We start from the raw sequence: 12424 nt of genomic DNA, 5'->3' as shown, positions 1-12424 counted from the left end.
TGCCGCCGGGTCCGCCGGCGGCCTCGGCGGAGTACTCGATCGCGCCCTGCGCTCCCACGGCGGCGCCGACGGCGGCCCGACGGAGACAGAACTCAAGATCGGTCAGGACGGTGTCCGCTGCTGGAGCAGTTCGAAGGAGATGTGCGGGGACAGTGCGCGGAGGAAGTCGGGCGCGTCGAAGATCTCGCCGGCGGAGGCGACACCGACCGTGCGGGTCCGGCCGGTGAGGATGCGGTGGACCGCCTCCACCGCGAGCGGTGCGCTGACGGCGTAGATGTCCCGGCCGCTTGCCACTGCGCGCCGTTCGGTGCCGCCGGAGCGTACGACGGCGTCGACGAGGAAGGTCTGGTCGGACCGTCCGTTCTCGTCGGCCGCGGTCGGCGCCGGTGTGTCCGGGGCCGAGAGGTCTCTGGCCGCTTCGGTCGTCATATGGGTGCGTACCTCGGGGATGGAGAGATGGCTGGGGATGGTGACCACGTCGGCCATCGTGAACTCCCCGACGACCTCCCTGGTGCCCATCGGGGCGGGGAAGTGCCACTTCAGGAGCGTCGGCTCGTCGTCGTGGTACTCCAGCCGCCCGTCCGTGAAGCGCACGCGCCGGCCGCCTCGCCGTTCCCGGGAGACCGTGCCCGCGGTGCGTGTCCCGGGGGTGGGGTGCCAACTGCTCAGTCCGTAGGCGATGTTCGCCTCGTCGGCCGCCGTCCAGTCCCCCATCGCGGCGGTGGCCAGCAGGTTGCCGAGGCCACCGTAGAAGGCCATCGCGGGGACGATCACCGCTCCCGCCGCGCGGGCGCGGTCCGCGAAGTGCGTGAACGTGTCGAGGTTGGCCTCGATCTCGGCCGCCACGTCGACGTACGGGATCCCGGCGCGCAGTGCGGCCTCGATCACGGGAGCGGCCGTCATGGCGAAGGGCCCGGCGCAGTTGATCACAGCGTCCGCACCGTCCAGGGCGCGGTCGAGCGAGGCGGGGTCGTCGACCGACGCCGGCCGGACCTCGACTCCGGGGGCGGATGCCGCCAGCGCCCGCAGCTTGCCGGCGTCGCGGCCGGAGAGAACCGGGACGAACCCGCGCTCCCGCAGCTGGGCCACCACGAAGCGTCCGGTGTGTCCGTACGCACCGAACACCGTCACCGTCTGTCCCGATCCCATGGGTTCTCCCCCGCGCTCGAATGATCCTCTTGTTCCGCTGCGACCATCCTGGCGAGGGCGGGCGCCCCACCGCGAGTGTCCGGAACGACATACCCCGTACAATTTCGGACATGGGCACTGTCGCACTGGCCGTCACCGAGGGAATGCTGCACTTCGAACTGTCCATGGCGTACGAGGTGTTCGGCGCCGCTCCGGTCGGCGTGAACGTCCCCTGGTACGACATCGAAGTCTGCGGGTGGGACGCCGTACGGGTCGGCCGGTTCCGGCTGGAGCCCGACCAAGGGCTCGACCGGCTCCGGCATGCCGACACCGTGATCGTCCCCGGCTGGGCGGACGTCGACGAGGACCCGCCCGCCGAACTCGTCGGCGCGGTGCGTGCGGCCCACGAGGCAGGTTCGCGTGTGGCCTCCCTGTGCACGGGCGCGTTCGTACTGGCCGCCGCCGGCCTGCTGGACGGCAGGCGCGCGACCACGCACTGGGCGCACACCGAGGCCCTGGCCGCCCGCTATCCGCGGGTGGAGGTCGATCCGGACGTGCTCTACGTGGACAACGGCAGCGTGCTCACCTCCGCCGGCAAGGCCGCCGCGATGGACCTGTGCCTGCACCTCGTCCGCCTCGACCACGGTTCGTCCGTCGCCAACGCCGTCGCCCGCCGCCTGGTGGTGCCGCCGCATCGGGCGGGCGGCCAGGCGCAGTTCGTGGCCGCTCCGGTGCCCGCCCGTGACGACCACCCGCTCGCCGCGCTGCTCCCCTGGGCGATCGAACGCCTCGACCAGCCAATCACCGTGGAGGACCTGGCACGCCAGGCACGGATGAGCTCGCGCAATCTGGGCCGCCACTTCCGGGCGGTGACCGGCACCACTCCGCTGCAATGGCTGCTGACACAACGGATCCGCCGCGCCCAGGAGTTGCTGGAGACCACCGAAGACGTCGTCGATGCCATCGCGACAGCCACCGGCATGGGCACCGCCGCGACGCTGCGCCGACACTTCAATCGCACGGTCGGCGTGCCTCCGGACACCTACCGTCGAACGTTCCGCTCACGACCCCGCACCGACTCCAACAGCGACCTGCGACACCCACGCTGACGGTGCCCCAGCCGGACCTGCCCACGCGACGATCCCGTTGCGAGGCAACCGTCCTCGATAGCGGCCTCTCCTGGGAAGTCGGCGGCCGCAGATGAGATGAACTGTGAGGGGCTGGTGGGGTGCCGGGGCAGGGCGTGCCAGGCCCGCACGGTCGTCCCACGGCCGCCGGGTGCGGTGGAGCACCCGGTGGCCGTGGGACGGTCGGCGCGGTGTGGACGTCACAGGTCGGCGGCGTCCACGACGTCACCCAGGTCGACGAACTTGAAGCCGGTCGCCGTGCGGACGCCGCCCTCACCGTCGGGGACCTCGGGGGTCTCGTGGCCGTCCTGGACGACCAGCAGGCCGTTCGGGTAGCGGCTGCCGAGCGGGGCGTTCAGGACGGCGGCGCCGTCGCACTCCTGCGAACCGTCGAGCGTCGCGGAGGCCGCGCCGATACGGAAGCCGCCCTCGTACTCGTTGTACTCGCTGACCTCACGGTCGTACAGGGCGAAGGTGTCGTCGCCCTGGCTGGAGGCGAAGAGGTAGCCGTCGCCGTCGGATTCCTGGAACAGGGTCAGGCCCTCGACGTCCGCGGTCAGCCGCTTGCCGCCGAACCCGGGGTCGGCGCCGGTCGTGCACTCCTCGGTGGTCTCGTCGTAGACGCCGGGGACGCCGTACTCGCGGACCTTGTCCACCAGGACGGGCTTGCCGGTCAGGTCGGCGGGCAGCCGCCAGATGCCGATGTCCTCCTGGCCGGCGTAGAGGGTGCGGGTGGCGGGGTCCACCACCATGCCCTCGACCTGCGGGAGTTCACCGGGCTCGGCGCAGGGGGACCAGGTGGTGCCGTCGGGCAGGCGGAACGACGCCGGGAGGTCGAGGGTGCGGATCTTGCGGTAGCCGACGGTGCCGTGCGCGGTCGGGGTCAGTTCGACGAGGGCGAGCCGGGTCCGCTCCCGCTGGCTGACCAGGGCGTAGGAGCGCCCGGTGGCCTTGTCCCGCCAGGCGGCGAGGCCGTACGCGGTGCGCTGGTCGTTGATCTCGGCCTGGTCCTGGGAGAAGACCGGGACGGCGGCCGGGTCGGTGATGTCGGTCAGCGGGGCGCCCGGCTTGGACGGGTCGACGCGGTAGATCCGCAGCCGGTCGTTGCCCCGGTCGCTGACCACGGCCACGTCGGCCCGGCCGGTGGAGGTGCGCAGGCCGGTGACGAGGTCGACGTTGTTGAACCGGCCCGGGGCGTCGCCCTCGGCCGGCGGACGCGGCGCGGGCAGCGACTGCACCGGGCGAGCGTCCAGGTCGTACACCCGCAGGCCGCCTTCCTTCGCGGTCGCGATGACGAGGCTGCGGTCGGGGTCGGCCGCGTTGCGCCAGATCGCCGGGTCGTCCGCGTCGGAGTTGCCGCCCGCGGCGTCGTCGTGGAGGGTGGGGGTCTCGCTGGTCGGGGTGACCGTCGGCAGGCCGCGCTCGTCGTCGGCCCCCGCGGGGGCGGCGGTCAGCAATGCGAGCAAGGCGGCGCCCAGGGCGAGGGCGGCGGCTCCGCGCGGAGTGCGATGCGTCGTCACAAGCGCTCCCTTAGTCGGTGTCGTGGACATGCCGATCTTGCGGGGGGCACTTTGCGAACAGCGGACCATCAGCTGTACAGGTGGTCACAGGCGAGACGACCGTGCGCCAACTGTCGTTCATCGCACAACAGAGCGAGGGCACTCTGCCAGAGCCAGAGCCAGAGCCATGATTCACCGACCGGGCCACCCGTCGCCGTCACCACCTCCTGCGCGGCCACCCGACCCACACTGCGGCGCAGGCCAGCACATGGACGGTCGTCATGACGGCGAGAACGGTCACGTAGGGTTCCGCCCCGCCGTCGTCCAGCCGCTCGGCGCCGACCGGTCGCGCCCAGCCGCCCGGGACCACGGAGACCTCGATGACCGTGCCGACCGCTGTCCGCTCCCGCAGTCCGAACGACAACCACCCCAGATCCTCTTCGGTCGTGGCGTCGGCGAGCCGATAGGAGACCGGCCCGGAGCCCTCGTCCGCTCCCTCCTCGGCCAGGGGATGCGCCTCCATGACCCGGGCCAGGGCCGGCCGTCCCACCGACTCGTGCAGCGCCCACGGGACGAGGAAGGGACCGACGGCGAGAAGAACAGCGGCGGTGAACACGGGCACCGAGGTCAGGCGCTCCCTGAGGCTCGCGCCCGATCCGTAGTTCCAGGTGCAGGCGACCATGATCGCCACGGCCAGGGAGACGATTCCGGTGAAGACCGAGAGCAGACCCCAGATGCCGCCGCGCCCCCCGAGAAGCACAACCGTCGGCACGACGATCAGCGACCAGCCCATCACCGCCGCCAGCAGCACCTTCTTGCGCCTGCCGGGTGGCGCATGCTCCCTGATGAACGCCACTGCCGGCACGGCGAGTTGCACCCACCGCAGGACGGCCGCCGACATGCCTTTCCTACGAGTGGAGCGCATACGTCCGCCCTGCTCGCGATCCGCGCCGCCCGGCTCCGACCTCGTGCGCGTCCCGCTGCGCCGGGTCACCCCTACTCTCCGCGGGCGGGACCGGTGTCGTGCAGTGAGCGGCTGATCTCGTCGAGCCTGTCGAGCCCGGCCTGCACGGCCTCCAGTTCGTGTTCGAGGGAGGTGAGATCCGGCTCGGGCGTGGTGGCGTCGCCGGCGGCATGGAGAGAGACCAGCAGGGAGCCGCGTTCGGCGGCTGCCTCGAGACGCAGCACGGTCGATTCCAGCGTGGCCATGAGGACCTCGCGCAGTTCCGCCAGGCGTGCCAGGGAGGCGGCGCGTTCGCCGATCGCGCGGGCGGATGCCTCCTTGGCCTCCCGCATGGCTCCTTGCGCGGCTTGCGCCTCCTTCTTCAGCCGGCTCTGGTCGTCGCGCAGGGCCTTGTGGTCGGTGCCGACGGTGGCGGCGTCGATGACCCGGACCGCTTCGGCCCGGGCGTGGAGCTCGTCGGCCGCGGCCCGGACGAAGGTGACTGCGGTGGTGAGCGCCTCGGTCAGGGCGGGTGTGGTGCTCTCGCGCCGGTGGCGGTCGAGTCTGGCGGCGGCGGCCGAGGCGCGCTCCAGCCAGCGCTTGGCGTCCGCGGGGAGCTCGGGCCGTGCGGGGTCGGTGCGTTCGGGTCCGGGCGCGGCCGCCGCGCGCCTGGACGCGGACGGTGGCCCGGGCTCGGCGTCGGGCCGGCGGGTCAGCCGGTCGGTGACGGTGTGGGCCGTCCAGACCAGCATGCCGATGCCGACTCCGGCGGGCAGGGCCGCTGCCGGCGCGGCCCCTGCCAGGTGGGTGGCCGCGGCGCCTGCCGCGCCCAGCAGCGTGGCCGCGGTGGCGGCCGGGAGATGTCCGCCGTTCATCGTGTGCTCACCGCCTTTCGGCCTGTCCCGCACGGGGCGGGACCGTGGTGGCCATGTCGTCGCGGGGCCCGCAGGGGCTAGAAGTTGCTGATGACGGAGACCATCACCTTGTCGATGACGGCCGGGTCGCGGGCGTCGTACGACGTGGCCTTGGTGGCGGCGGAGATCTCGCTCAGGGTGTCGAAGTCGGCCTGGTCGCTGAAGGCGACGGTGAAGACGCGTACCGAGCGCTCCAGTTGGGTGGCGTCGATGTCCTTCAGCAGGGCGTCGAGGTCGTTGTCGGCCGGGTATTCGTTTCTGCCGTCGGTCAGCACGACCACCGCGTTGATCCGGCTGGTGTCCAGGTCGGAGACGGCTGCCTGTTGGGCGGCGCGCACGGTGGCGTAGAGGGCCGTACCGCCGTCGGCGGTCAACCCGTTGATGGCGCTGGTGAGTTGTTTCTTGCTTTCCCGGACGGGTTTCGGCGGCAGGATCTGCCGGTACGGTTTGTCGGGGTGGTCGTCGGTCTCGGTGGAGAAGGCCCACAGCCCGACCTCGTCGTCCGGGTGGTACAGGCCGAGGGTGTTCACGGCGGCCTTCTTGGCTGCCTCCAGCCTGCTCTGTCCGTTTCCGGCGGGCTGGTTCATGGAGCCGGAGACATCCATCACCAGCAGCACCCGGGCCTTCTTGCGCAGCTCGTCCCAGCTGTCGAGGACCGCACTGAGCACCTTGGGGGCGGGCGGGTCGATGAGGGACAGCTTCCGCTTCCCCTCGTCGGGCAGGCTCACCGAAGCGGCCAGTTCGCGCCCGGCGTTGCCCTCGTGGTCGCGGAAGCCGTGCTGCTGGAAGCGGCGCTGCTGTGCGGGTTCGAGGAGGAAGGCGCGGAAGTCGGCGGCCGCGGCCCGCTGCTCCTTGGTGGCCGAGGGCAGCACCACGAAGGGGTGGTCGAGCATGAGCGTGCCGTCGTCCGGGTGCACGGCCACCAGCGGCACCTTCGGTTTCCTGCCCTTGCCGAGCTGCTCCACGTCACCGGTGGGGCTGCCCTGGTTGTACAGGTGGATCAGCTGCTCCTGGACGGTGACGGCGCTGGCGTAGGACAACGCCTGGCCCTTCGCGTCGGCCTCGGCGAGGTTGGCCATGTAGGCGGTCGCGTCGGAGCCGTAGTGGAGCACTCCGGCCTCCACTCCCGCCACGAACTCCCGGGTCTTGGGATCCTTGACCTGGTCGAGGGTGAGGTCGCTGGAGCGGCCGGTGGCGGCGTAGAAGGCGGCGACCGTCGCCGCGAGGCCCGAGGTGGAGGTGTGCGGGTTGTCCTTGCCCAGGTGGAAGCGGCCCCACTCGGGGTGGCCGAGCGAGCCCCAGCCCTTCTCGGTCAGCGACAGCACCTCTCGCCAGCCGATCTTCTTCTGCGGCCAGCCCACGGCTTCGGCCATGGGCCGGGGCATGGCGATGGCCAGCGGGCTGGTCGCCAGGGAGACCGGCTGGTCGCCGGTGAGGACCGTGCGGTCCGACACGGCGCCCTTCTCGGTGAGCAGGGTCAGCCACAGTGAGGAGGTCGGCGTCCACACCTGCGGCTCGGGCGCTTCGTCACGCGCCTCGTCCCAGCCCTGCGCCAGCGCTTCCATGGCGACACCCGAACTCGTCTCGGACACCGACACCCGGGCGCACCGGCCGCCTGCCAGATCGCGGCCCGCGTCGTTGTACTCCTCGGCCAGTTCGGCGAGCAGATCGCCCTTCTCCGTGGAGGAGTTCACCTCCAGCCGGACACCGCAGTCCCGTCCGGATCCGCCGGAGACCTGACGGACCACCACAAAGGTGACCAGTATCGCCACGAGTCCCACTGCGATGCTCACCAGCAGCGGCAGTCTGCGCGCCAAAAGTCCACCCGTACGTCTGTTCATGGTCCCCCCGGATCACTCACGACCAGGCAATGCGGGGCAGCCGGCGAAGCGTGTCGGTCCGTCCTGCGAAGGCCTGTGAACATCCGTTCCATGGTCCTGCTCATGACTGAGGTAGGGAAGTGCCTTGCCGGTTACGGCAGTTGAGGTACGCGGCTGGAGCCCCTGCACCGGCCGGACGCGAGATCCTCCACAAACAACCTCAGAGGGTTCATGTCGCGCTGGTGGGTGGTTCACGCTTGGGCGGTGGACGGTGGTGATCCTGAGTCTGCGGCTGCCACGACGATCTCGCCGGCCCGGGTGCGTGCATACAGCACCTCTCTGCCTGCACGGTGGGCGCTGACCAGACCAGCGGTGCGCAGGGCCGTCAGGTGCTGGGAGGCACCGCCGGGAGTCAGCCCGGTGCGGCGTGCGAGGTCGGTGGTCGAGGCGGGGGCGGTCAGCTCGGTCAGGAGGGTCGCGCGGGAGCGGCCCAACACCCCCGCCAGGGCATCGGACACGGTCGCGGCCCGCGTGTGCCACAGCGTGCCGACGGCGCGTGGCGGGTAACGCAGTGAGGGCTGCCATGGCTCGTTGAGAACGGAGAACACGCGCGGCCACACGAAGGCGGACGGCACCAGCAGCAGGCCCCGGCCGTCGAGTCGGCGCGCTCCGCGCACAGTGCGGTGCTCCAGGTGCAGGGTGCCCGCGGCCCAGGTGACCTGTGGGTCGAGGTCGGCGAACAGATGCTGGGCGCCGCCTTCGACCAGGCGACCGGCGCGATAGCGGATGTCGCCCTCCAGCAAGGTGAGGATCCGCGACCAGTACGGTGCCAGAGCCAGTTCCCAGTACGCCTCCAGCAGGTCGGCCAGTCGCCCGAGCTCGGCCGCCGGGTCGGCGCGCAGCGCCGCCATCCGCGCGGGCGGCACCTCGGCCGTCGTGTGCAGCAGCGCCGACGGGGTGGCCCGGACGGTGGCCAGCTCCACATCCAGTGACGGCAGCGGCGTCGTGGGCGGCGGGCAGATGAACCCCGGAACGCGGCCGGACCAGGGCGAGCGCGTCGGCACCGGAACAAGGTCGAACAGCGGCCTCAGATCGAGGTCCGCCGCCGCCAGCCGCGGGCGTACCTGTGCGGCCCAGGTGCGATGCAGGCCGTGTTCGTCCGCGCCCTTGAGCACCCGGACGCTGGCCACCACCTCCCACAGCGGAGAGATCGCGAAGCGGGTACGGGCCACGTCCTCCAAGCCGAGTTCGATCTCGATCATTTAGCTGAGGGTAAATCAATAGGTCGAGCGGTTGGCGGTCGCGCACGGTAGTGGGCATGCCCGAAGCACCCCCTTCCCCATGGCGATTGCGCGACTTCCGCGTGCTCTTCGCCGCGGGCGCCCTCAGTCACCTCGGCAGCAATGTCGGCTACGTGGCGATTCCGCTGCTCGCCGTCACCACCCTCGGCGCGGGCCCCGGCCAGGCTGGTGCGCTGGCCGCGCTGTCCACCGCCGCCTTCCTCCTCATCGGTCTGCCCGCGGGCGCCTGGGTGGACCGCCTGCCCGGCCGCCGGGTGCTGGTGGCAGCCGACGCCGCCCGCGCCGCGCTGTTCGCCTCGATCCCCGTCGCCTGGTGGCTGGGCGTGCTGTCGCTGCCGCAGTTGTACGCGGTGGTGCTGCTGAACGGCTGTGCCACCGTGTTCTTCGACGTCGGCTCGCAGAGCGTCCTGCCCGAACTGGTCGGCCGCGAACGCCTGGTGCCGGCGAACACCGCCCTCGTGAGCCTGATGGCCGGCGCCAACATCGCAGGCCGCGGCGCCGGCGGCTTCCTGGTCCAGCTCTTCACGGCTCCCCTCGCGATCCTCGGCGGGGCCGTCGCTTACCTGGCCTCCGCCGCCGGCCTCACGGGCCTCGGCCGACGACACACTCCTGCCGTGGTACCGGCCGACCGGCGACGGCTGCGGGCCGATATCGCGGAAGGGCTGCGCCACGTCCTCGGCAGCCGCGAGCTACGCGCGCTGGCCCTCACCGCGACCCTCACCAACCTCGGCGCACAGATGATCAACGCCGTACTGCCGGTGCTGTTCATCCGTGAACTGCACCTGCCCGCCGGGGCGCTCGGAACGTACTGGGCGGCCGGCGGCCTGGGAATCCTGCTCGGTGCCGGCCTCGCCCGCCGCTTCGCCACCCGCCTCGGCCACGGTCGCACCCTGGGGTTGGCCGGACTCTGGTTCGCACCCGCCGCACTTGCCGTCGCGCTGATCGGCGAGGGGCCGTGGCTGTGGGTGGCCGGGGCCGGGTGGCTCGCCACCATGGCCAAGACGGGGATCGACAACGTCCTCGGCGTCACCCTGCGCCAGCACCTGACCCCGAACCCGCTGCTCGGCCGCATGAACGCCACCTTCCGGTTCCTGCTCACCGGCGCCCTGGCCGTTGGCTCCGCCCTCGGTGGCCTCGTCGGCCAGACGGCAGGCGTACGCATGGCGGTCTGGGCGGGCGCGATCTGCCTGGCCGGCGCCTTCCTCCCGGTCTTCTGCTCCCCCGTCCGTACCCTGCGAGAGCTTCCCCCGGTCACCACGCCACCCCGCCGGGCATCACAGGCATCCACCACCGAGGCGTGAACCGGCATGCACCTGCGCGGCCGGGCCCCGTAGGCCAGCCAAGACGCTCATCTGTTCGGGGCGCCAAGTGGTCGACCGGGCCCGGGCCGGTGGGGGTTCGGTGTACGTACGAGGAATCCCCAGGCGAGCGAATCCGTTCGATGCGACGTTCGAGCTCGTGGCAGCATGTGTGGCATGACGACGAACCGAAAGGTCCATGCCGCGTAGGCGGCCAGGACACATCCGGGCCGGGATCTCCCGTCACCGAGCACGAGATGCAAAGCCGGTCATCGACGGCCTTTCCTCGCGTGCCCTGTCCGAGATCTTCCGTCTCGAGCGCACCCGCAACTATCTGCAGCCAGGAGACGTCAGCGCGGCCGTGCGCCTGTGGAAGGACTACGTCCACCGTCCCGAGCGCGAGCTGTGGCACGACTACGAGTGGGGCAACGTGCACTGGTACTGCTGCGGCAACCCACTCGAAGCCCGCGCTCTCCTCGGCACCCTGATGCAGGCCATGTCACCTCGAAGCGCCCGTGAACTCCGGCAGATCATCAACCGGATTGACGCGGTCTGGAATCAACCATCACCGCCGTACGAAGCCGGCTGAGGTTGAAGAACAAGCTCGGACCGCGTTTGAGATCCGGCATGGGACGATCCATCGGTGACTCGACTCGTGAACCGTGACCGCTCCCTCGAGGAGCTTGAGCGCGACCGTTGGCCAGTCCCGTCGGGCGACACGACCCGGCTTGTGGCGACCGTGCATGAGCTTCGGCGTAGGCCGATCGGCGAGCTGACCGCCGAGGACATGCGGCTGCTGATCAGGCAGAACGTAGGCCTTGCATACCTCCTGCCGCTGGCCCTGGAGGTCCTGCGGCTGAACCCGATGGCGGAGGGCGACATGTACGAGGGAGATCTGCTTGCCGCCGTGCTCACCAGGAGTTCAGAGGTCTGGATCACGTCCCCCGAACTCGAACGGGAGCTACGTCTGATCGTCTCGGAGTTGGCCGACCTGCCGCCGACCCTGAGACAGGAGGTCGAGGTATTCCTCGCTCTGTAAACGCCGACGGCAAACGGCGCTGGGCAGGGACTCTGCGGACGATCCACGATGGAGACGGTGTGTGAAGCGGGCGTTGGTGTGGTGCCGGCCCGCCTGATCGCCGTCCGGGCAAGATGGCGGCATGGAACGTGTGCTTGGAATCGGTGGATACTTCATGCGGTCCGCCGACCCGGCGGTCCTGAGCGCCTGGTATCGCGATTGCCTGGGCCTGGACGCCGATGAGAACGGCCTGTGGCATCAGGGAGCCGGGCTGACGGTGTTCGCGACGTTCGAGCCCGAGACCGACTACTTCGGGTCCCACACCCAGCAAACGATGCTCAACTTCCGGGTCCGCGACCTGGATGCGATGCTCGCGCAACTGCGCGCCAAGGGAGCGGACGTGGCCGAGGAAACACAGGACATGGAGGGCGTCGGTCGATTCGGCTGGGTCACCGATCCCGAGGGCAATCGCGTCGAACTGTGGCAGCCCGCCTGACCGCGTCTTCACGCAGCTCCCGCGTGATGACACGTAACGGGCAGCGTGTCCACGGCATCACGATGACTCACCTCCAGGCATTCTCCTTCCCGCAGCCGAGTCCGTCAGGGATGGTGAAGCATGCGCCCGGATGGCTGGCACCTCACCGAAGACGTCGACGATTTCCTCGCCCAAGCCGGGGAATTCCTGCGCTCGCGCCCCGCCCTGCACACACCATGCCACTGACCGTGACCGAGAAACTGCGAACACTCGGGGCGGCCGCATACGGCGCCCGAGTCCCCGTCTTCGGCCGGCTGGAGCAAGCGGGCGAGGTCGCCGCCACCTTCCACCGCTTCCCGGCCCGCGGTCTGAGCGTCACCTCTCTCACTCGCGAGCAGGCCGATACCCTCGCCGCCCACCTGGTCGGCCTCGGTCACTCCCTTCCCTCCGTCAGCGCGGACCACAGCACCGCCACCGCGTTCGTCGAGGCCTGGCAGCGGCACACAGGCGCAACACCGACGCTCCGCGTCCGGCTCCGCCTGTACCGCCTCGGCACGCTCACCCCACCCGAGCCGCTCCCAGCGGGCCGGGGCCGACTCACGGGCGCCCAAGACCATGGCCACCTCATGCTCTGGTGCGGTGAGTTCGCCGCCGAGGTCAGCCGGGCCGCGCTGGCCGCGGGCGCCACGGACGTCGTGCTGTTCACGAACGCCGCCAACGCCACCAGCAACGCCCTCTGCCGGCGCCTCGGATACCACCCGATCACCGACTGGGCCGGATACGACTTCGCGCACGCCGAAATCGCAAGCCTGCCAGGAACACGTCAGACACAGCCCACAGCACGCCATCACGGGACTCCGCCACCGGGACCTGGCCGTCCCTCATCCTGGCGTGACGCAGG

At 71.0% G+C, this 12424-nt stretch carries 11 protein-coding genes and 1 pseudogene; 6 read left to right on the top strand and 6 right to left on the bottom strand.

The window, feature by feature from the left end:
• Positions 1-102: 102 nt before the first annotated feature.
• Positions 103-1149 (bottom strand): saccharopine dehydrogenase family protein, encoded by a 1047-nt coding sequence (locus ACZ6D7_RS17915; protein ID WP_469491333.1) that lies wholly within the window; start codon positions 1147-1149, stop codon positions 103-105.
• Positions 1150-1259: 110 nt separating this feature from the next.
• On the opposite strand from ACZ6D7_RS17915, the gene ACZ6D7_RS17910 reads away from it, so the two are divergent.
• Entirely contained in the window at positions 1260-2237 is a 978-nt protein-coding gene (locus ACZ6D7_RS17910; protein ID WP_469491331.1) for a helix-turn-helix domain-containing protein, read from the top strand.
• 218 nt (positions 2238-2455) lie between these two features.
• Here the strand turns inward: ACZ6D7_RS17910 and ACZ6D7_RS17905 are convergent, their stop codons facing one another.
• The 5 genes from ACZ6D7_RS17905 to ACZ6D7_RS17885 form a co-directional block, all read right to left on the bottom strand.
• The gene (locus tag ACZ6D7_RS17905) at positions 2456-3805 is read right to left on the bottom strand and encodes a phytase (protein WP_469491329.1); all 1350 of its coding nucleotides are present in this window, start codon (positions 3803-3805) and stop codon (positions 2456-2458) included.
• A 166-nt stretch (positions 3806-3971) separates the two neighbouring features.
• Entirely contained in the window at positions 3972-4655 is a 684-nt protein-coding gene (locus tag ACZ6D7_RS17900) for a hypothetical protein (protein WP_469491327.1), read from the bottom strand.
• A 95-nt stretch (positions 4656-4750) separates the two neighbouring features.
• Positions 4751-5572, bottom strand: coding sequence for a hypothetical protein (locus tag ACZ6D7_RS17895; protein WP_469491325.1), 822 nt, complete (start codon positions 5570-5572; stop codon positions 4751-4753).
• Positions 5573-5649: 77 nt separating this feature from the next.
• The gene (locus ACZ6D7_RS17890) at positions 5650-7404 is read right to left on the bottom strand and encodes a vWA domain-containing protein (RefSeq protein ID WP_469491323.1); all 1755 of its coding nucleotides are present in this window, start codon (positions 7402-7404) and stop codon (positions 5650-5652) included.
• Between the two features lie 278 nt (positions 7405-7682).
• The gene (locus ACZ6D7_RS17885; protein WP_469491319.1) at positions 7683-8693 is read right to left on the bottom strand and encodes an ArsR/SmtB family transcription factor; all 1011 of its coding nucleotides are present in this window, start codon (positions 8691-8693) and stop codon (positions 7683-7685) included.
• 56 nt (positions 8694-8749) lie between these two features.
• Here ACZ6D7_RS17885 and ACZ6D7_RS17880 point away from each other — a divergent pair, with 56 nt between their 5' ends.
• The 5 genes and pseudogenes from ACZ6D7_RS17880 to ACZ6D7_RS17860 all read left to right on the top strand — a co-directional run.
• On the top strand, positions 8750-10033 hold the full coding sequence (locus tag ACZ6D7_RS17880) for an MFS transporter (protein WP_469491317.1): 1284 nt from the start codon (positions 8750-8752) through the stop codon (positions 10031-10033).
• Positions 10034-10391: 358 nt separating this feature from the next.
• On the top strand, positions 10392-10619 hold the full coding sequence (locus tag ACZ6D7_RS17875) for a hypothetical protein (protein ID WP_469491316.1): 228 nt from the start codon (positions 10392-10394) through the stop codon (positions 10617-10619).
• A 54-nt stretch (positions 10620-10673) separates the two neighbouring features.
• The gene (locus ACZ6D7_RS17870) at positions 10674-11069 is read left to right on the top strand and encodes a contact-dependent growth inhibition system immunity protein (RefSeq protein WP_469491315.1); all 396 of its coding nucleotides are present in this window, start codon (positions 10674-10676) and stop codon (positions 11067-11069) included.
• A gap of 121 nt (positions 11070-11190) precedes the next feature.
• Positions 11191-11544, top strand: coding sequence for a VOC family protein (locus ACZ6D7_RS17865; RefSeq protein ID WP_469491313.1), 354 nt, complete (start codon positions 11191-11193; stop codon positions 11542-11544).
• A gap of 120 nt (positions 11545-11664) precedes the next feature.
• Positions 11665-12311, top strand: a pseudogene (locus ACZ6D7_RS17860) (GNAT family N-acetyltransferase); the annotation flags it as partial.
• Positions 12312-12424: the final 113 nt, after the last annotated feature.

Source organism: Streptomyces sp. NPDC041784 (genome assembly GCF_055591025.1).
The sequence above is the reverse complement of the archived record's forward strand: the minus strand, read 5'-3'. Positions and strand labels throughout refer to the sequence as shown.